The organism is Sphingomonas sp. So64.6b, assembly GCF_014171475.1.
Lineage (GTDB): Bacteria > Pseudomonadota > Alphaproteobacteria > Sphingomonadales > Sphingomonadaceae > Sphingomonas > Sphingomonas alpina_A.
Genome location: NZ_CP048817.1, coordinates 1,174,153 through 1,193,295, shown reverse-complemented (window position 1 = coordinate 1,193,295; position 19,143 = coordinate 1,174,153). Strand labels below are relative to the sequence as shown.

17 protein-coding genes are annotated in these 19,143 nt (G+C 62.9%); 3 read left to right on the top strand and 14 right to left on the bottom strand.

Going from position 1 to position 19,143, the window contains the following annotated elements; genetic code table 11:
- Nucleotides 1-90 precede the first annotated feature (90 nt).
- Nucleotides 91-1,485, top strand: a complete 1,395-nt coding sequence (locus G4G27_RS05645) for an MFS transporter (RefSeq protein WP_183113635.1) — start codon at nt 91-93, stop codon at nt 1,483-1,485.
- Nucleotides 1,486-1,505: 20 nt separating this feature from the next.
- Here the strand turns inward: G4G27_RS05645 and G4G27_RS05640 are convergent, their stop codons facing one another.
- Nucleotides 1,506-3,623: an acetate--CoA ligase family protein gene (locus G4G27_RS05640; RefSeq protein ID WP_183113634.1), complete on the bottom strand. Its 2,118-nt coding sequence runs from the start codon at nt 3,621-3,623 to the stop codon at nt 1,506-1,508.
- Between the two features lie 118 nt (nt 3,624-3,741).
- Nucleotides 3,742-4,233, bottom strand: coding sequence for a MarR family transcriptional regulator (locus tag G4G27_RS05635; protein WP_183112438.1), 492 nt, complete (start codon nt 4,231-4,233; stop codon nt 3,742-3,744).
- 190 nt (nt 4,234-4,423) lie between these two features.
- On the opposite strand from G4G27_RS05635, the gene G4G27_RS05630 reads away from it, so the two are divergent.
- Nucleotides 4,424-5,440, top strand: coding sequence for an NAD(P)-dependent alcohol dehydrogenase (locus G4G27_RS05630; RefSeq protein WP_183112437.1), 1,017 nt, complete (start codon nt 4,424-4,426; stop codon nt 5,438-5,440).
- A 200-nt stretch (nt 5,441-5,640) separates the two neighbouring features.
- On the opposite strand, the gene G4G27_RS05625 is transcribed toward G4G27_RS05630, so the two are convergent.
- The 8 genes from G4G27_RS05625 to G4G27_RS05590 form a co-directional block, all read right to left on the bottom strand.
- Nucleotides 5,641-7,743 (bottom strand): glycoside hydrolase family 2 TIM barrel-domain containing protein, encoded by a 2,103-nt coding sequence (locus tag G4G27_RS05625; RefSeq protein ID WP_183112436.1) that lies wholly within the window; start codon nt 7,741-7,743, stop codon nt 5,641-5,643.
- A gap of 208 nt (nt 7,744-7,951) precedes the next feature.
- Nucleotides 7,952-8,464 carry a hypothetical protein gene (locus G4G27_RS05620; protein WP_183112435.1) on the bottom strand — a complete coding sequence of 171 codons (513 nt, stop codon included), beginning with the start codon at nt 8,462-8,464 and terminating at the stop codon, nt 7,952-7,954.
- Between the two features lie 363 nt (nt 8,465-8,827).
- Complete coding sequence (locus G4G27_RS05615; RefSeq protein ID WP_183112434.1) at nt 8,828-9,256, bottom strand: OsmC family protein; 429 nt, start codon at nt 9,254-9,256, stop codon at nt 8,828-8,830.
- Entirely contained in the window at nt 9,253-9,813 is a 561-nt protein-coding gene (locus G4G27_RS05610) for an NADPH-dependent FMN reductase (protein WP_183112433.1), read from the bottom strand. Before G4G27_RS05610 ends, G4G27_RS05615 begins: the two co-directional genes overlap by 4 nt.
- Before the next feature lie 49 nt (nt 9,814-9,862).
- On the bottom strand, nt 9,863-10,303 hold the full coding sequence (locus G4G27_RS05605; RefSeq protein WP_183112432.1) for a DUF1178 family protein: 441 nt from the start codon (nt 10,301-10,303) through the stop codon (nt 9,863-9,865).
- Nucleotides 10,300-11,124: a carbon-nitrogen hydrolase family protein gene (locus tag G4G27_RS05600; protein WP_183112431.1), complete on the bottom strand. Its 825-nt coding sequence runs from the start codon at nt 11,122-11,124 to the stop codon at nt 10,300-10,302. The genes G4G27_RS05605 and G4G27_RS05600 overlap by 4 nt, the downstream gene beginning before the upstream one ends.
- A gap of 8 nt (nt 11,125-11,132) precedes the next feature.
- Nucleotides 11,133-11,390: a glutaredoxin 3 gene (gene grxC / locus G4G27_RS05595; RefSeq protein WP_183113633.1), complete on the bottom strand. Its 258-nt coding sequence runs from the start codon at nt 11,388-11,390 to the stop codon at nt 11,133-11,135.
- A gap of 31 nt (nt 11,391-11,421) precedes the next feature.
- Complete coding sequence (locus tag G4G27_RS05590; RefSeq protein ID WP_183112430.1) at nt 11,422-12,153, bottom strand: ComF family protein; 732 nt, start codon at nt 12,151-12,153, stop codon at nt 11,422-11,424.
- Nucleotides 12,154-12,196: 43 nt separating this feature from the next.
- Here G4G27_RS05590 and G4G27_RS05585 point away from each other — a divergent pair, with 43 nt between their 5' ends.
- Nucleotides 12,197-13,033 carry a methyltransferase domain-containing protein gene (locus G4G27_RS05585; protein WP_183112429.1) on the top strand — a complete coding sequence of 279 codons (837 nt, stop codon included), beginning with the start codon at nt 12,197-12,199 and terminating at the stop codon, nt 13,031-13,033.
- A 13-nt stretch (nt 13,034-13,046) separates the two neighbouring features.
- On the opposite strand, the gene G4G27_RS05580 is transcribed toward G4G27_RS05585, so the two are convergent.
- The 4 genes from G4G27_RS05580 to argE all read right to left on the bottom strand — a co-directional run bounded on the left by G4G27_RS05580 (nt 13,047) and on the right by argE (nt 19,103).
- Complete coding sequence (locus G4G27_RS05580; protein ID WP_183112428.1) at nt 13,047-13,436, bottom strand: response regulator; 390 nt, start codon at nt 13,434-13,436, stop codon at nt 13,047-13,049.
- A gap of 56 nt (nt 13,437-13,492) precedes the next feature.
- Nucleotides 13,493-15,973 (bottom strand): ATP-binding protein, encoded by a 2,481-nt coding sequence (locus G4G27_RS05575; RefSeq protein ID WP_244624569.1) that lies wholly within the window; start codon nt 15,971-15,973, stop codon nt 13,493-13,495.
- Nucleotides 15,974-16,031: 58 nt separating this feature from the next.
- Nucleotides 16,032-17,402, bottom strand: coding sequence for an EAL domain-containing protein (locus G4G27_RS05570; protein WP_244624568.1), 1,371 nt, complete (start codon nt 17,400-17,402; stop codon nt 16,032-16,034).
- 531 nt (nt 17,403-17,933) lie between these two features.
- Nucleotides 17,934-19,103: an acetylornithine deacetylase gene (argE, locus tag G4G27_RS05565; RefSeq protein ID WP_183112427.1), complete on the bottom strand. Its 1,170-nt coding sequence runs from the start codon at nt 19,101-19,103 to the stop codon at nt 17,934-17,936.
- Between the last annotated feature and the right edge of the window lie 40 nt (nt 19,104-19,143).

Genomic DNA, 19,143 nt, shown 5'->3' with positions numbered 1-19,143 from the left:
ATGATAGCGCTCACCGAAGCGTCGTTCGAGTTGCGGAATCGTACACGCAAGAGGTTGCCATCGGCCGAACAAGGCGTATTCGCGACGGCAATGCTCGATGGCCTGCCCCTGCCCCGCCGCTATGCCGCGATCGCCGCTTTGTGTTGCGGCACCGCACTGATCATCATCGACGGCGGCATCGCCACAGTCGCGCTGCCGACCATCGCCACCGATCTGGGCATCGACAGTGCCGCCGCGGTTTCGATCGTGACGATCTATCAGCTGGTGCTGGTCATGATGTTGCTGCCCTTTGCCGGACTGGGCGACCGGATCGGCCTGAAACGGATGTACCAGATCGGCCAGCTCGTCTTCACCGTGGCGACGATCCTGTGTTTCTTCGCCAAGAGCCTGCCCTTCCTGCTGATCGTGCGTGCCTGTCAGGCACTTGGCGCCGCAGCGGCGCTGAGCGTTTCCTCCGCGCTGATCCGCTCCACCTATCCGTCCAAACAGCTCGGCCGTGGGCTCGGCATCAACTCGGTCATCGTGTCGAGTTCGGCCGCACTCGCGCCGACGCTTGGCGGTCTGATCCTTGGCGTTGCGCACTGGCCCTGGGTCTTCGCCAGTGCGGTGCCGTTCGCGATCCTGTCGTTGCTTCTGGGCCGCGCGCTGCCCGATCCCAAGCCTCGCGCGGAACCGTTCGACTTGCTCGGCGCGGTGATGTGCGCGTCGATGTTCGGGTTGGTCATCGGCGGGCTGGAAAGCGGCGTGCATGGCGACAGTCCGGTGATCTCGGGTGCTATCGTGCTGGTCGGCGCGCTGGTCGGTTTCCTGTTCGTGCGTCGCGAACGCGGCGAGGCAAGTCCGATCCTGCCGATCGACCTGCTGGCTCGCCCCGTACTCGCACTATCAGCAATCGGCGCCTTCACCGCCTTTATCGGATCGATGACTTTACTGCTGTCGACGCCGTTCCGCCTCCAGCACGCCTATGGCTTCAGTGCGGCCGAGGTCGGGGCAATGATCGCGCCCTGGCCGCTGACCAACATGATCGTCGCGCCGCTATCCGGCTGGCTGTCGGATCGCATTCCCGCCGGCATTCTTGGCGGGATCGGCATGACCATCTCGATCACCGCATTGTTGTTGCTTGCCTTCATGCCGGCGGATCCGAGCTATTTCGACATTGCCTGGCGCATGGCGCTGTGCGGTTCGGGCTTCGGCATCTTCATGCCGCCCAACGCCCGCCTGATCATCGGTTCCGCCCCGCGCGAGCGGGCCGCGGCGGCAGGCGGCCTAGTCTCGACCGTGCGGCTGGTTGGCCAGACCACCGGCGCGACACTGGTCGCAGCGCTGCTGGCGACCGGGATGGGCAGCGGCATGACACCGCCCCTGGTTGCCGCCGGCCTGGCGCTGATCGCCGGCCTGTGCAGCGTCGCCCGCCTGCGCCCCTCGATCCGAAACCCCCAGCGTGACGAGACGCAGGACGTCCAGCCGGCAAGCCAGGTGAAGTAAGCGCGGAAATCCCTGCGGTCTTAAAGCGTGATCAGCGCGTCCAGCGCGATGGCGCCCTGCCCCTCGGGATAGACGATCACCGGGTTGAGATCGACCTCCCGGATCGCCGGCGTTGCAGCCACCACCGCGCCGAGCGCAGCGACGATGTCGGCGACGGCACCGACGTCCATCCTCGGCGCACCGCGAAAACCGTCGAGCAGCGGCGCCATGCGCAGCGTACGCAGCGCCGCGATGATCGCGTCACGCGGGAGATCTGGCGGCAACAGCCGCACGTCATGGAGCAGTTCCGCGGTCACGCCGCCGAACCCGACCAGGATCACCGGTCCCCAATCGGGATCGTTGCGGGCGCCGACGATCAGTTCAATCCCGCGCTCGGCCATGGCCTCGACCAGCACGCCATCGAGTGTCAGGTCGGGACGAGCAGCGGCGATATTGGCGGTCAATTGCGTCCAGCCCCGGGTCACGCCGGCGGCATCGGTCAGGCCGACAATCACGCCTCCGGCATCGCTCTTGTGCGGCAGCGCCGCCGCCTGTGCCTTTAGCACCACCGGATAACCCAGCCGCTCGGCCGCCTGCACTGCCTCGTCGGCAGTTTTTACCAGCGCGAAGGGTGGGAAAGCGATTCCACGCGCGCCGAGCAACTCCTTCGAACGATATTCGGGGACCGTGCTGCCCACGCCCGGCAACCCCTCGAGCGGTACGGCGTGTATCGCGGCGACCGATTCGTCGCGCGCGGAAAAGGCCGTCACCCGCGCCAGCGCTCTAAGCGCACGTTCGGCGGTGGGAAGATAGGGTACGCCCAGCGCACGCAGCGCGGCGATGTCGTCGGCCAGCACGCCGCCGCCCTCATCGACGCCGGCGACCAGCACCGGCTTTGCCGGCCGTAATGCGTGCAGGGCATCAAGTACGGCGGCGAATTTGATATGCGAGGTGCGCGGGTCGGTCTGAATCAGCGTGAGGGCGATCGTGCCGATCCGGTCGTCCTCGACCAGCGCGGCCAGTGTCCGCCCATAAAGCCCGGGATCGACAAGCCCTTGTGCGGTCACGTCGAGCGGGTTGCTGACCGGCACGAAATCGGGGAGCGCCGCGCGCAACGCCGGGCTGTCGGCATCCGACAATCGCGGCAGATCGAGCTCGATCGCTTCGGCCAGGTCGAGCATCATCGCCTTGAACGCACCGGATTCGGCAATCACGCCGGTGCCCCCTGCCGGCAGCGTCGCGCAACGCGTGGCAATCTCGACCACGTCGCCGAGCTCTTCCAGCGACTCGACCAGAATGACGCCCGCGCGCTCGACATGAGTACGCATCACCGCATGATCACCGGCCATCGCGCCGGTATGGGTCGCGGCGCTCGCGGCACCAGCGGCGCTGCTTCCCGGGTGGAGCAGGACGACGCGCTTGCCTGCCGCGCGCGCCGCGCGCGCCACCGCCAGAAAGCGCGCGGGCTTACGGAAATGCTCGACGATCATCGCGATCACCGCAGTATCGGGATCGGCGACGAAATGTTCGAGATAATCCTCGACTCCGCTGGCCGCCTCGTTTCCGGTCGAGACATAGCAGCTTAGCGGCACCTCACGCGTGATCATCGTCGTCGCCAGCACCGCCGCCATCGCGCCCGATTGCGACACGATGCCGACGCGCCGCTCGCCCTCGGCGCGGACCTCGGGCAGTTCAATAAAAGTGAGCGACACCCGGTCGCGAAAATTGACCAGGCCGAGGCAGTTCGGCCCCTCCACCACCATCCCCGCGGCTTGGGCGATGCGTGCGATCTCCTGCTGATCGGCAAGACCCTGTGGCCCATCCTCGGCAAAGCCCGCCGAAAAGATCACCGCGGCGCCCACCTTTCGCCGCGCCAGGCCACGGATCGCATCGAGCACACCGGCCCGCGGGATTGCGAGCACAGCCGCATCGACCCCCTCCGGCAAATCATCAACCGAGGCAACGCATAGGCGCCCGCCAATCTCGCTGCGTTTGGGATTGACCAGATGGATCTCGCCCGGGAACCCCTGCCGCTCGAGATTGGCCAGCACCGAGGCACCGAGCGCACCGGGCTTGTCCGACGCGCCGATGATCGCCACCGATCGCGGCCGCAGCAGCCGATCAAGCGGCAGGCGAACCGCCGCGTCGCGCGTGGCCATGTACGCCCCGGATTCGATCGTGGGATTGGGGGCGTGCTGGATATCGGTCATGTCGGTAACCACTCCTCGGTCGGGGTGCGCCAACGCACGCGACCTCATTATTTGTGATTACTGTATGCTAGGCGGACAGTTTTGCAACCCTGCTACTGGTCGATCGCGTGTTCTTTGTTGTCGTACCGGAGGTTTCACGCGGCTGACGGAGTTTGCGGACCAAGGTTGCCAACGTCGCGCGCTCCTCGGCCGTGAGCCCGGCGGTCATGCGGCGATCCGATTCGCGCAGACAGGCAACCATCTCGACGAGCCGGGCTTCCCCCTCAGCACTCAGGTGCAGCGCATTGGTCCTGAGGTCGCGACCAGGGTGACGCTCGACCAGCGTGCGCTCGGCGAGATAATTGACCAGCTTCATGACGCTCGACCGATTGATCCGCAGGGCACGTCCCAGCGCGGTCTGGTCGCACCCGGGATTGGCGCGAATCAGCAGCATCGCGGTCAGCTTGGCAGGCGTGACGGCGAACGGCGCCAATTTCTTGCGGGCATCAGCCACCATCGTCAGATGCGCCATGTCTATCTGGTAACCGAGCAAGCTTTCAAGGTCGCGGTCCTGCTTCATCGACGATCGTCACCCCTTATGTTCGTGTCCGTATCAACACTTCTGCGATGCCGCGCACAAAAGCCAGTCCCGTTATGCGTCATACGATGAAGGTGGTGGCCCGGGCCGAAGTCGTTTGCCTTCGCCCGGTGCTCCGTCCACCTTGCTCGCCAAAGACAAGTATAGAATCATCGCAAGGACGAGGTAGGCAATGAAGGTCTGGCAGCTGACCAAGGGCGCCGCGTCGCTCGATGATCTGCATCTGATCGAGCATGACCGGCCCGTCGCAGGGCCAGGTGAGGTGCTGATCCGGGTGCGCGCCTGCTCGCTCAACTTTCGCGATCAGTTGATCGTGCAGGGCCGCTATTTCGGCGGGCCGATCGACCGCGACATCACGCCGCTCTCGGACGGCGCGGGAGAAGTCGTCGCGGTCGGCGACGGTGTCACCCGCTATCGCGTCGGCGACCGGGTCGCAGGCACCTTCTTTCAGGGCTGGCGGAGCGGACCGCCCAATCCCAATCCCGGTCCTGCGCTCGGCGCGCCGCCCGCCGACGGGATGCTCGCCGAATATGTCGCCCTGCCCGAAAACGGCGTGGTGCCGATTGCAGCGAGCCTCTCGTTCGAGCAAGCCGCGACGCTGCCGTGCGCCGGCGTCACGGTATGGCACGCACTGATGGAAGGCCCAAAGACAGTCGGACCGGGCCGGACTGTCCTGATACTCGGCACCGGCGGCGTATCGCTGCTTGCGCTCCAGATCGCCAAAGCGGCTGGCGCGCGAGTGATCGTCACCTCCTCGTCCGACACCAAGCTTGACCGCGTCAAGGCGCTCGGCGCCGACGCGACGATCAATTATCGCGATACGCCCGCATGGGGTGCTGAGGCCGCGCGACTCGCGGGCGGTGGTATCGATCATGTCGTCGAGGTCGGCGGCGCGGGCACGCTGGCCCAGTCGATGGCAGCGGTCGGCTTCGGCGGCGAGGTCGCGTTGATTGGCGTGCTGACGCGCGATGGTGAAACCGGACCGCATGCGCTGATGATGAAGGGTGCGAGCCTGCGTGGTATCTTTGTCGGCTCGGCACAGATGGCGATCGACCTCAACCACGCGATCGACGCGTGCGGCATCAAGCCGGTGATCGACCGTGTCTTCGCGTTCGATCAGGCGCGCGATGCTTATGGCTATCAGGCCTCGCCCGACCTGTTCGGCAAAGTTGTGATCGCCGTGCAGTGATAGGGCAGTGGATGGCGCGCTTCGTGCTGATTCATTGTGCCTGTCACGGCAGCTGGTGCTGCGATCCGTTGCGACGGCGACCGGAAAGCGCGGACCCGATATTTGTCGACCCGAATATTCCCGAACCGGGCGGCGATCCGCTCGATCATCGAGATCGGCGACACCGTCCGCGTAGATGGCGATTTCGGGGGCGGTCGAGTCTAAGGGATCGGATCCGCGATCTGCCCGCTCGCCGAAAGCATTCGGGGCAACGGTGCATAGTTTAGCCCGATGCTATCGGTGAGCCACACTCCCTTGGTTCCCGGCACGCGGGCAAGAAGAGTGTTCTCGCCCGTTCGGAGGTTGACCGACCAGCTCGCCACACGACCGAGCACAGCGCGCCTCCCCTGGGAGACACCATTCACCCACAGTTCGGCGGTGGGACGGTTGGTATAGAGTTTGACCTGATTGTCTGCGGAAGGGCGAAGCCGAAACCGTCGGCCGACAATATGAACCATCGGGCGATCCGACCAGTTCGCCTGGTACCAGAACCAGGCGTCCTTGCGGACACGGCGATCATAGCTGACCAGACCCTTGTCGTTGATCCCTCGGCGATCCCCTTCATTCCGTCCGCCCGAGGCCAGATCGAATGCAGTCCAGACGAAGGTCGCGAAGATATAGGGTTTGGCCGCAATCTCGCGCCAGTTCTGTTCGTGATAGTTGGCCTGGAACTGTTCCGGATGCCATCCGCTCGCCGGCACGACCGGCCTTGGCGGGTCCTCCTGATGGAGAATACTTCCCCCGGCGCCATATTCGGCGATCGCAAAGGCACGATGCGGATGTGCGGCATGGAATCCGGCAGCCCAGCCACCCAACGTCTTGTTCGCCTGATCGGGATACCAGCCGAAATAACGGTTGAAGCCAATGACATCGGTGATCATCGCCTTGGGCGCGTCGTCGGCCTGGCAGCAATGGGCATAGACTGTCGGACGGCTTGGATCAGCGGCTTTGACCGTTGCGTTCAGCGCTTCGAGCGTGCGCGCAACGCCCGGATCCTCCGCGTAAACCTCGTTGCCGATACCCCATAAGGCGACCGATGGATGATTGTAATTCTGTGCGATTAGCTCGCGAACCTGCCGTACCGCATTGGCGCGGAACGCCGGCGTATCGGCGACCTTGCTGTTGACGCCGACTTCGGTCCACGCGACCAGACCAAGGCGATCGGCCATATCATATGCTTCCTGCCCGTGCTGGAAATGGACAAGGCGTACGCCGGTCGATCCCATTTCGCGCAGGATCCGGAAATCCTCGTCAATTTCCTTCGGCGTCACGGCCGTCCCCTTGCCGGGGCGAGCGGAGGCCATCAGGTTGGCGCCGCGCACCGGATAAGGGCAGCCGTTGAGCAGAAGCCCTTTTTCCGGGTCGATCGCAATCTCGCGCAGGCCCAGCGGAATGACAATCGCATCGCCATCCTTCCCCAGGCGAACCTGTAATCGATAGAGATAGGGGTCGCGCACGCCGTCCCACCGATGTGCGGTGGGAATTATGACCTGGCGTGTTTCGGCTGTGGTTGCGCCAGCTTCCACGCTGACGAAGCCTTGGCTCTCGGCGATGACATGCCCCCGAGCATCAAGCACGCGCGTTCGAAGCGGCACGTCACGGCGCGCGGTACCGTCGTTGGTCACCCTGACCGTCACGGCCACATGTGCCGCATTGCCAGCGAAGCGTAGGAGGCGGGCGTAAACCCCCGGACCACCATGATCCATCAAATCGAGATGAATGTCGTCCGTTTCGAGAAGTGACACGCCACGATAGAGCCCGCCAAAGACGGTAAAGTCCCCACCCAGCGGCGTAATCGCCTCGTCCGCGGCATTATCGACACGAACCGCAAGCAGATTACGCCCGAGGCGCAACGCCGGGGTAAGATCGAACCGGAACGCGGCGTGTCCGCCATCGTGGCGCCCCAACCGTTGGCCGTTGAGAAATAACTGCGCAGAAGTCGCCGCACCGTCGACCTGAATGAATAGCCGCCGGCCAGGCTCAATGCGATCGATCCGAAAGGGACGGCGATACCAGGTCGGGCCCCGATAATAGTCCGGCCTTTCTCCATCTTCCGCGTTGAAGCTGTGCGGCAGAGTGACCTTGTCCCATGCACCATCATCGAGTTCCGGATTAGCGGCATCCCGGACGTCGCTGCGCGTGAACCGCCAGCCCGCATCGAGTTCCACAGTGAGACGCGTGCCGGTTTCGTCCGATTCAGGCCTTGGCGGCGGCGCGGCGGACAGGCTCGTCAGTGCGAGCACAGCAACGAAGAGGTTCCGCATCAATCAATCCGACCCAGTATTCGCCGCGCGAAGCCACGCGACATAGCAATGACCACATATCTCGCCGTCAATGCCATTGATACCGGTAACATTGTGGACATCGGCGGCAAAGCGGGGACGGTCGCGATTTAGAAGGGCGTGCCCCCGGGCTGACTTTGACGTTGCAACACCGCCGGGCATGCGCGGCATTCATCTGGCAAATTATCGGCTATTGGGAAGGGCAATTGCCCGGTCGCTGCTCAGTCTTGCCCGCGGCGAGATACCAGGTCGATGGGCCATCGGCCTTTGCGCTGTCCTTATAGAAGCAGACGTCGGCGCTCGATCCATCCGGCGTGATCGATACCGACCAATTATGGTAGCCGCAATTATGCTCCTCGCAGCCCCAGGCGAGGACTCGCCCGTCCTTTTTCACGATCGGCGCGTCGGGTCCGTTATAGCCAAACACGAAATCGCGAACTTTCGTATCGGACACGACGGTAGTAACCGCTGCCTTGACCGATGGCTGCGCCAGGAAAGTGATGCCGTCGATCTTATCCGATGGATGTTTGCCGACCCATGCATCTAGCGGGCCTACTGTCTCGACGTTGCCGGCGACGACATTGCCCGTGGCGGCAGGATTATTGGCCGTCGCCACATTCTCGACGTTGCGGCCCGTGCCGGCGCCGCCACTACAGCCCGTCATCGCGAGGCCAAGTGCGGCCACAAGTCCGAATCGAACCATTGCGAATCCTCCCGTCACAGTTGGCGAGTCGTCGCCACGGTGCTCATCGAAGGTGACACGGGCGATGGCCATGAGGCAAGTTGACGCGACACAAAGATGATACCTTAGAGATTCGCTGGAAACAGATTGGCTTCGTGGCGGGCTAAATCCAATCCATCAGGCCAGCGACAAGCACCAGAATTAAAGCGAGGTAACCCGCAATCGCGAAAGCGACGGCGTGGGATCGCTCAGGCCGATGTTCGTTTGTTCGTTCCATCGACAGATAATCGCACGGTCACCGGAACAACAAAATGATCCGGATCAATTTGCCGCCACCCGCCGATCCTCACATATCGGCCGACAAGCGCTGAATGTGTCGCCGGGTTAAGTCGCGCGAATGCCAATGGTGGTGATCGACGACCCGCCCTCCAGCGTACGATGCACCGGGCATTTTGCGGCGATGTCGATCAGCCGTTCGTGCTGCTCCGCGGTAAGCGCGGCACCATTGATCCGAACGGTCTTGTGAAAGATGTCCACCATCCCCGCCCTGCCCTCTACCGGCCCTTTCTGATGTGTCACGTCCACCGCGACATGATCGACCGGCCATTGTTTCTGGCGCGCGAACCAGCGCACCGTCATCGCCGTGCATTCGCCAAGCGCGGCGGTGAGCAACTGATAGGGTGACGGCCCCAGATCGGCACCACCTATCGAGGCCGGTTCATCGCCGATGATCGCGTGACCGCCGGTCTCGATCCGAACGGCAAACGGGCTTTTGCCAGTTTCAGTGACATGGACGCTGACCAGATCGCTCATGCTTTGCTTTCCTCGACGAACGTAACAAAGCCCGAGATAAAGGCTCTGAGCCGTTCGCGCATGGGTTCGTCGGTCAACTGCCCTTCCGCGTCGAACAAACCGCCGGCGCGCGCGGCGAGCAGACGTCCTTCGAACCAGGGCCGGGTACCGAGCGTGCGGAGTACGCTCAGCCAGGCGTCCTGGGACAATATCGTGCCGAACCCACCGGGCGACGCACCGATCATTGCAACGGGCTTTGCCCCGAACACCCGGCCGATATCGTCTGCGGGGCGAGAGAGCCAATCGACCGCATTCTTGAACACGCCGGGAATCCCGTTGTTATATTCGGGTGTCGCCAGCAATAGTCCGTCGGCCGCGACGATCGCCTCTTTGAGCTCGGCCACCGCGCGTGGCAGACCGTCTGCGGCTTCCTCGTCGGCGTTGTAAAGCGGGATGCCAGCGATGGTGCGGACATTAAGCGTCACACCTGCGGGCATCAGATTCTCGGCCTCGCGCAACAAGGCAAGATTGAACGAATGCCTTCTCAGGCTGCCGGCGATGCCGATAATGTGCGTCATTGACCTGCTTCCCCCGGCAATATTCGCGTTCCGCGGATATCGACCCTGTTCAGTTGAGCGCCTCGGGTGGCACCACGGGCACAATCAGCGGCGCGATCGGCACGCCTTCCTCGACCAGATCCTTGACCTCCGCCGCAGTCGATTGACCGTGGATCGGCGCGACGGGCGCATCACCGACATGCATGGCGCGGGCACGATCGGCAAAGGCACGGCCGACCCATTCGGATGTCTCGAGCGCCTTGACTTGCGCGGCGGCAAGCGCCTGGAACGCGGCCTTCATCGCCTCGGGCGTCGGCAGGTTCGACGGCATGGACCTCGTATTGCCCTTGGCCGGAATGCTTGGCGCCATCACCGCCTTGGTCACATCGGTCGCGCCGCAATAGGGGCAGGCAATCAGCCCGCGCTCCCGCTGCGCCTCGAACGCAACGCTTGATCCGAACCATGCTTCGAAGACATGCTCGTCAGTGCATTTGAGATCGAAGACGATCATGAGGCCGTCGTGACGACAGGGATCGGCCGACGATGGTTCAATACTGGAATTCGGCTGCGAACGTCCTCGACACGCGCAGGGTCGAGTTCGGCGAAACCCAGTCCGGCTTCCTCGCCCATGTCGAGTACCACCTCACCCCATGGATCGATCACCAGCGAATGGCCGAAAGTCGCCCGGCCATCCTCGTGTACGCCAGTCTGCGCCGCCGCGACGACATAAGCGCCGGCTTCGATCGCACGGGCGCGCATCAGGATATGCCAGTGCGCCGCACCAGTCGGCCGGGTAAAGGCGGCCGGGATCGCCAGCACCGTCGCGCCGGCGTCGCTCAACGAACGATAGAGATCGGCGAAGCGCAGATCGTAACAGATCGACAGGCCGAGTCTGCCCGCTGGCGTTTCGACCACTGACGCGCTGTCGCCGGCGGCATAGCTGGCGGATTCGCGCCAGCTCTCACCGGTCGGCAGATCGACGTCGAACAGATGCAGCTTGTCGTAACGCGCACGGATCGCGCCCGTGTCGTCGATCACGAAACCGCGATTGGCGAGTTTGCCATCCAACCGACGCAGCGCGAGCGAGCCGAGATGGACCCAGACGCCGTGTTCCGCCGCGCTCTTGCGCACCGACGCGAGCACCGGATCGGCCTCTTCGCTGGTGATGTTAGCGCCGCCGCGCGCCCGGTCGCGATCGAGCAAGCCGGACATTTCGGGAGTGAAGAGCATTGCCGCGCCGTTCGCTTTCGCTTCGGCGATGGCATCGGTCACCGTGGTCGCATTGACCAGGGGGTCGATCCCGCTCGTCATCTGGAGCAGCGCGATCTTCATCACGGCGCTCATGCCGCGAGCAGCGCGTCCAGCTTGCCCTCGCGTTCGAGTATGGCAAGATCATCCGACCCACCGACATGCTTTCCGTCGATAAAGATCTGCGGGACAGTACTGCGTCCGTTGGAGCGACTGAGCATCTCGGCGCGTTTCGGGCCACCCATCGTAATGTCGAATTCCTCCACCTCCACCTTTTTGGCGGACAGAAGGTTCATCGCCCGCGAGCAATAGGGGCAGAAGGCTTTGGTATAGATCTCGACTTTGGCCATATGCCCGAAATGTGGTGTGCCCGGCTGCTTGTCAATCACCATGGGCGGGATCGAGTACGCGCGCCCAGCACAGGATAGTGACACTGGCGGCGCCCGCGCGGAGCAGGATACGCGTGCAGCTGTCGCTGGTCGCGCCGCTGGTATGGATATCGTCGACCAGCACCACCGCCTTGCCGCGCAGGCTCTCCTTATGTGTCGGATCGACTCGAAACGCACGCGCCACCATCTTCTCGCGCTCGCGCGGCCCCAGACCGCGCATCGACGGTGTCGCCCGAACTCGCTGCAGAACGGTCAGGTCGGTTGCTACGCGAGTCACCGCCGATAGCGCGCTCGAGATCAACGCCGCCTGATTGTAACCGCGCGACCAGATTCGCCAGCGATGCAGCGGAACCGGTACAAGCAGCGCCGCATCGCGCGGCATCAGCCGCGCCATCTGTTGCGCGACGGTCTCGGCATAAGCGGTGCGACCGCCATATTTCAGCTTGAGCGCGACCGTTCGCGCGACATCGCCATAGGCGACCGCCGCGCGCACCCCAGCATGGCGCGGTCGCGCCTGGTGGCATTCGGCACACAACGCGCCCTTGCCCCTGTCATAAGCGAACGGGACATTGCACCCGGCACACCAGGGCGGTCCAAGAAAGCGCAGCGCGCTCCAGCAGGTCACGCAAAAGCGATGATCCTCCATCGTCACTGCCCCGCACCCTGGACAGCGCGGCGGCAATGCCAATCCCGCCACAAACTTCAAAGGCGCAAGCAATCTCACCGGGACCTTGTCGCGGCCTCAGGAGCACGGCACAAGCCCATCCGTGACCCCGCCCGACATCTTCGATCGCAACCTCCGCCGCCTGCGCCGCGACCGCGCTGCGCCGGATTACCCCGCGCATGATTTTCTGAGAGCGGCTATGCTCGACGGGATCGCGGAGCGGCTTGCATCTGTGACCCGGACATTTTCCGATACCCTTGATCTCGGATGTTTCGACGGCTCCTTCCGGCCACCACCGGGAGGGCGAACCGTCAGGAGCGATCCGGGTGCTGCTTTCGCGAGGATGGCAGGCGGCATTCAGCACGACGAGGACCAGCCGGCTTTCCCCAATGCATCCTTCGACCTGATCATCTCCGCGGGCACGCTCGACACGGTCAGCGACTTGCCCGGCGCGCTGGCATTGGCGCGCCGCGCGCTACGCCCTGATGGACTGTTCATGGCGGCATTCACCGGCGGCGCCAGCCTTTCGACCTTACGCGCGGTGCTGCGAGAGGCCGAAGGCGAGCGCCCGGCCGCGCGGGTCCATCCGCAAGTCGATGTGCGCTCCGCCGGCGACCTGCTGATGCGCGCCGGCTTCGCGCTGCCCGTCGCCGATGTCGAGACACTGACGGTGCGCTATCGCGACATTTGGAGCCTGTTTCGCGACCTGCGCGGGATGGCGGCGACCAATCTGCTTCCTGGGACCCCCACCCTTCGTCGCGATACGCTGGCCCGCGCCGCCCAAGCCTTTGCCGCCCTCGCCGATAGCGACGGACGCACCAATGAGCGCTTCGATATCGTCTTTCTGACCGGCTGGGCGCCCGACGAATCGCAACCGAAGCCGGCACGGCGCGGCAGCGCGACAAGTTCTCTGGCCGAAGCTCTCAAGCGGCGCGACTGACGCGCCGCTGACCCTAGCCGATCATTCCATCGCCGGCGCCGTTGGCGAGAAGCCGGCCCATCGCGTCGAACAGCGCATCCATCGCCACCGGCTTGAACAACACTTCGTCGGCACCTTCCGCGATGCAGCGCTCACGCAGATCGACAGCGGTGTCAGCGGTAACGACGATGATTGGCAAGCTCGCCTTGGCGTCGGTCCGCGACCTGATGTGGCGGATCGCAGTGATACCATCCATACCCGGCATGCGCAGATCGACCAGCACGATCGCGTAATCATTCTCTTCGATCAGCTTCAGGCCGATTTCGGCGCTTTCGGCACCGGTCATCGTGGCACCGGCGACGTCCAGCATATCGCTGACCACCCGACGGTTCATCGGATCGTCCTCGATGAAAAGAACATTCATGGCCGCAGGGCCTTCAGGATTTTGGTGCGGGACATCTCGTTTCTAACTCTATCACCCTATGCGGCACGTGACACAAGTGCATCCGATCTGGAGCCATCTATAGGATATAATATGTCTGACAATGCCGCACCCGCGATCGGTTTGGCGACCAATGCGTTTATGCCGGTTGCCAGCACAGCCTCGCGCCGCGCGTCGTCGGGCGCGGCCCATAACAGGGTGGTCCGTGCTTCGGTCGCAGCCTCTACGATCGCCACGAGCGCAGCATCGATATTGCCGGTTGCCTTGATCGTCGCGTCGTCGATCAGCACTTGATCCACCCCACCCAGCCCCAACCGCTCCACCGCCTCCTCGACCGAACCGGCGAACACCACCATGCCCGCGCGTGCCTCAAGCATCGCGCGCAACATGCTGCGTGTGATCGGGTTACGGTCGAGGATCAGCAATGCACCCTTTTCATCGGCTGCCGGTACCAGCGTTTCGGGCGCGTCCGTCAGCACCAACGGTAATTCGATCGTGAAGGAAGATCCGGCACCGGGTGTGCTCTCGACCCGCACATCGCCGTCCATCGCCCGTGCGAGATTGCGGCAGATCGTGAGGCCAAGACCGGTGCCACCGAACTTGCGCGTCGTACCCGCATCGACCTGACGGAAGGATTCGAAGATCAGCTCATATTTGTCGGCCGGAATGCCGATTCCGGTGTCGCTGACGGTGATCGCAAGAGCGTCGCCGGCGCCCGACGCGCGCACGGTCACCGAACCGGCGGCGGTGAATTTGACCGCGTTCGACAGCAGGTTGAAGACGATCTGGCGCAAGCGCGCCGCATCGCCCGCGATCCAGTCGGGGGCGCTTTCGAGATCGAGGACAAAGTCTATGCCTTTGCCTTTCGCCTGTTCCTCCCACAACCGTGTCACATCGCGCATCGTCGCCTTCAGGTCGAACGGCACATGCTCGATCGTCATGTTGCCGGTTTCCATCTTGGCGACGTCGAGAATGTCGTCGACCAGTGCACGCATCGTAACGCCGGCGCTGTGCACCACGCCGATCCTGTCACGTGTCGGATCGTTCAGGCTACGATCGGCGAGCATCACCTGAGTCATGCCGAGAATACCGTTCAGCGGCGTGCGGATTTCATGGCTGGTCGTTGCCAGGAATTCGGTCTTGGCGGCCAACGCCTTGCCCAACGCGCTGTTGGTCGCGGCGAGGTCGATATTTGCGGCCCGCACCTGGTTACGGCTGCGCCGCAAGGTGACGATGCCGTAAGCGAGCATCGATAGGATGATCAGCGTGACGCCTGCCGTACCGATGAAGATGAACCGCTGCGTCTGCGCGCGAGCATGCTCGAAGTCCACGCTACGCCGCAACTCATCGGCCTTTAGCTTGGCGATATGCAGTTCCTGATTGGCGAAGTCGAACCGCGCCGCCATCAGCGCGGTATTGGTCGATGTCGCCAGGCTGGTGGCCTGATCGTCGAGCCGTCTCAGCGCTTCGAGGTGAACCAACGCATCGCTCGTCCGGCCCAGCCGCCGGAATATCTCGTACGCGGTCTGATGACTGACACGGTATTGCAAAGTCGTGGTCGCTGGATCCACACCGGCAAAGCTACGTCTGATCAACGATTCCGCCTCGGCCAATCGGCCCAGTTGCAGCGCCGCTTGTGCCGCAACGGCGGCAAATACGGAATTGGTCGCTGCATCACGCGGATCGACCAGCTTCCAGCCCTGCCGGATCGTTCTATCCGCCTCTTCGGATTTGCCCGCCATCAACTGGCTGCGCGCAAGGTTGCGCAGTATCTGTGCTTCGAGCGCGCTGCTGTGCATGGCACGAGCAAGCTCAAGCGCCTTGCGAAGCTGCACATCAGCTTCGTCGAAACGCTTCATCTCCTTCAGCGTCTCGCCATTATTATTATAGATCGACGTCAACAAAGAGGGGTCGCCGCGATAGATATCCAGCGCCTGGGCGTGATATTTTAGCGCATTCTCATAGTCTTTGGCGTCCAGATAGAGCATTGCGATACTGACCAGCGCGACCGCCCGGCTGCGCGTTTCACCGCATTTCGTGAAAATCTTGTAGGCTAGTTGATAGTCGGCAAGGGCTGCGGCCACCTTGACCGTTGCGGTATGAAGGCCGCCGCTGGACAACAGAACATCGCCCATCAATTTGGTCGGTTTGCCCTGCGCTTTCAGCGCCGCCAAGGCTTCATCGATCAGCGGCTGTGCATGCTCGACATCGTTAAGCCGGAGATAGGCCTCACCCTGCAACCACCGAGCGGTTGCCAAACCTATCACTCTTTGGTCGCCCGAAAGCTGCAGCGCGGCAACCTCGGCCTGCTTAGCCTGCCCGATCGTTTTGGCCGGGTCGCTGAGCATCATCGCCTTCGCCGCAGCGATCTGCACATCGAAAAGTGCATTTGCCTTTGCTGCTGCTGCTGCGTCGATCGCGACTGGCTGGGCCGCAACATTAAAAGGCGCGACAGCCCCGGCCAATGCCGCCGCCGTTAGCAGATTCCGCAAAAACGCGTGAAGTTTGGTGCCTGCCATCTCGTTACGCTTCTGGTCCGAATGTCTTAAATCCGCGCTAAGGAAGCGCCGATTCGGTTTATCCGCTCTTCCAGAAACTTGCGGGCCGTTTGAACATCGATGGCGCGCTATCCTGTTCCGGGCGAAGCTTGTCATCGCGCAAGAATTGGCGGAACGCGTCGATCGAGATTGGGCGACTGATCAGATAGCCCTGCACCATGTCGCAGCCCATCACCGTCAACAACGCCATCGCCGCCTGCGTCTCGACGCCTTCGGCGGTGACCTCCATCTCCAGTGCATGGGCAAGGTCGATGGTCGAGCGCACGATCAACGGATCGCGGTTGCTGCTGGTCAATTGCAGCACGAACATCTTGTCGATCTTCAACTCACGTGCGGGCAATTGCTTGAGATAGGCGAGCGACGACAAGCCTGCGCCATAATCGTCGATCGCAATGGCGATGCCGACATCGGCGAATTTCTGGAGATTGGCTATCGCGCTTTGCGGATCGCCGATGACCGAGGTTTCGGTGATCTCGAAACCGATCCTGGCGGCATTGTCGCAAACCTTGGCACAGGCGGTCGCGACGAACGCGGCATCGGCGAGCAGCTGCCCCGAGATATTGATGAAAATGGTCAGGTCGTTGCCGTCCGCGGCGATCGTGCGCTGATCCTCGATCACCTTGTCGAGCGTCCACAGCGTCAGCGGTCCGATCTCGCCGATTTCCTCGGCGAGCGAGATGAAGTCGCCGGGCAGGACCAGGCCGCGCGATGGATGCTGCCAGCGTACCAGCGCCTCTGCACTGGCGATCTCCTGGCGGCGGACATGGACCTTGGGTTGATATTGCAGGAACATTTCGCCATTGGCGATCGCCGCGCCGAGTTCGCGGGTCAGCGTCAACCGGTCGAATGCGGGTGTTCCCATCGACAGGTCGCGCACCACACTCTGCTGCTCGACATGCGCCTGGTCGAGCGCACTCTCGGCTTCTTCGGCAAGCCGCACCTCCTCAGTCGCGCCGACCGGCGCGGCAGCCGCGCCGAACAACGTGCGGAACTCGTGATACTCACCATCGATATCGACCGGCGCAGAAAACTCCTCGCGCAGACGATCCAGCGTTGTTTCGAGATCCGCAATCGTCTCGCCTTCGAAGCCGAACTCGATCGTCGTCCGGCCGACGACCACGACCCGCGCCGAAGGCAGCATCGCAGCGATCTTTTCGTACGCGTCGTGCGAGAGCCGGTCGGCACGCGTCCGGCCGAGATGGCGACGTAACGCGGCAAAATTGGCAATTCTCGCCAGGCAAAGGAATTGCCACGCCTTGACCCGAATTGGGACGAATCCATCGGGCAATTGATCGCCCAACAGGGTCGGCAATGCTCGCGCGGCACGGAAGCTATCGATCCCGTTTTGCATATCGGCGCTGGGTGTGACTCGCCCATTCAACTCCGTCACCCCATTCAATTCTCTCGGCAATATCGTCGGCACGAGCTGCGGCGATACGCGGCGCGCGGCAAACGGACCTGTTCCCGAATCTCTGTGAGTGCGCGCCATCTTCACCGGCCTAGCATGCGACGCTGAAGGAACTCTTAAACCGGGCGTCGAAGCCCCGAAAAGCCCGGGAATCCGATTGCTTTATCGTTAAAAAACCATTAACAATCACAAGTACTCAACTGAGTGCAAATAGGGAGAAAGCGTATGCTCAAGTTCATTCTTGCGCTGGTTTACGGCGAGCACATTCGCCCCTGGTAAAACCAGTCGATCGGTCCGATACCTGGCAAAACGAGCTGCCTTAACAACAGCTTAGCCAAGGGTCGGATCGATACTTTTGCATTGCGATATAATGATCGGCCCGCCTCGCTCCTGCCTGTATGACAGGCAGGCGATCAGGCGTGTTTCCGATTCGGACTTACGTAATTTACGTATTTGATCGCGCCAAACTGGATCCAGTTTAGCTCTGATATTAATTATCTATACTCACGAATTTTAGCAGCGGATGGCCTCGCACAGCCGTGCCATGAACGCGGCGCCACGCTCCAATTGTGCGATTTCAAGATACTCGTCCGGCTGGTGCGCCTGCTCGATCGACCCTGGTCCGCAGATCACAACCGAGTATCCTGCCTGCTGAAATTGGCCCGCTTCCGCCGCATAAGACACCACTCGCGCCGGGCCGTTGTCGCCAGCGAGGCGCCGGGTGAGTCGTTCGGCTTCACCATCCGGTTCGGGTGCGAAAGACGGTGTGGTCGATCGCCGAACAACCTCAACTCCCGCGCCTTCGAACCTTGCCCGCATCAGGACATCCTGTCGTGCGCATTCGGCCAGGAACGGCGCGATGATCGCGTCGGTGTCCTGGCCCGGCTGGACGCGCAAATCGAAGACGAAAACGCATTCGCGGGCGAGAATGTTAACCGCTGTACCGCCATTGATCTGGCCGATCGTCAAGGTCGCGTGACCCGGACAATAGAGCGACGCCGGGTCTGCATGATGCTCCAGCGCGGCGGCAATTCCGGCAAGCTGGTTCATCAGCGCGACCGCGACCATGTTCGCCGAGATGCCCAGATGCGTCAGACTTGAATGTGCCTCATGTCCGGTAACCGTGATGCGCCAGCTGGAAATGCCCTTATGGCCGCTCACCACCTCCATATTGGTCGGCTCGCCGACGATCACGGCAGCCGGCGACGGCAACTCGGTCACCAGCTCGTGGATCATCGATGGCGCACCAAGGCAACCGACTTCCTCGTCATAGGAAAAGGCGAAATGAACTGGCCGCGCGTTGCCGGCGCTCGCGAAATCGGGCGCGGTCGCCAGCGCGAGCGCCAGGAAACCCTTCATATCGCACGCGCCGCGCCCGTATAATCGGTCACCACGGCGCGTCAGTGTGAATGGATCGCTGCTCCAGAGCTGACCATCGACCGGCACGACATCCGTATGGCCCGACAGGATGACTCCCCCGGCGACCGACGGTCCCAGTGTCGCATAGAGGTTGGCCTTGCTACCCTCGGGATTGGCAATGCGGCGCGACAAGACGCCAAGGCCGCCCAGATATCCCTCGATATACTCGATCAGCGCCAGGTTCGAATCGCGTGACGTGGTGTCGAACGCGATCAACCGGGCAAGATGATCGGTTGCGGCGGTATTGATCTCAGCTGGAGTCATGCCCTGAGCCTAGGGGGCCGCCCTCCGACCGGCAAGGCGC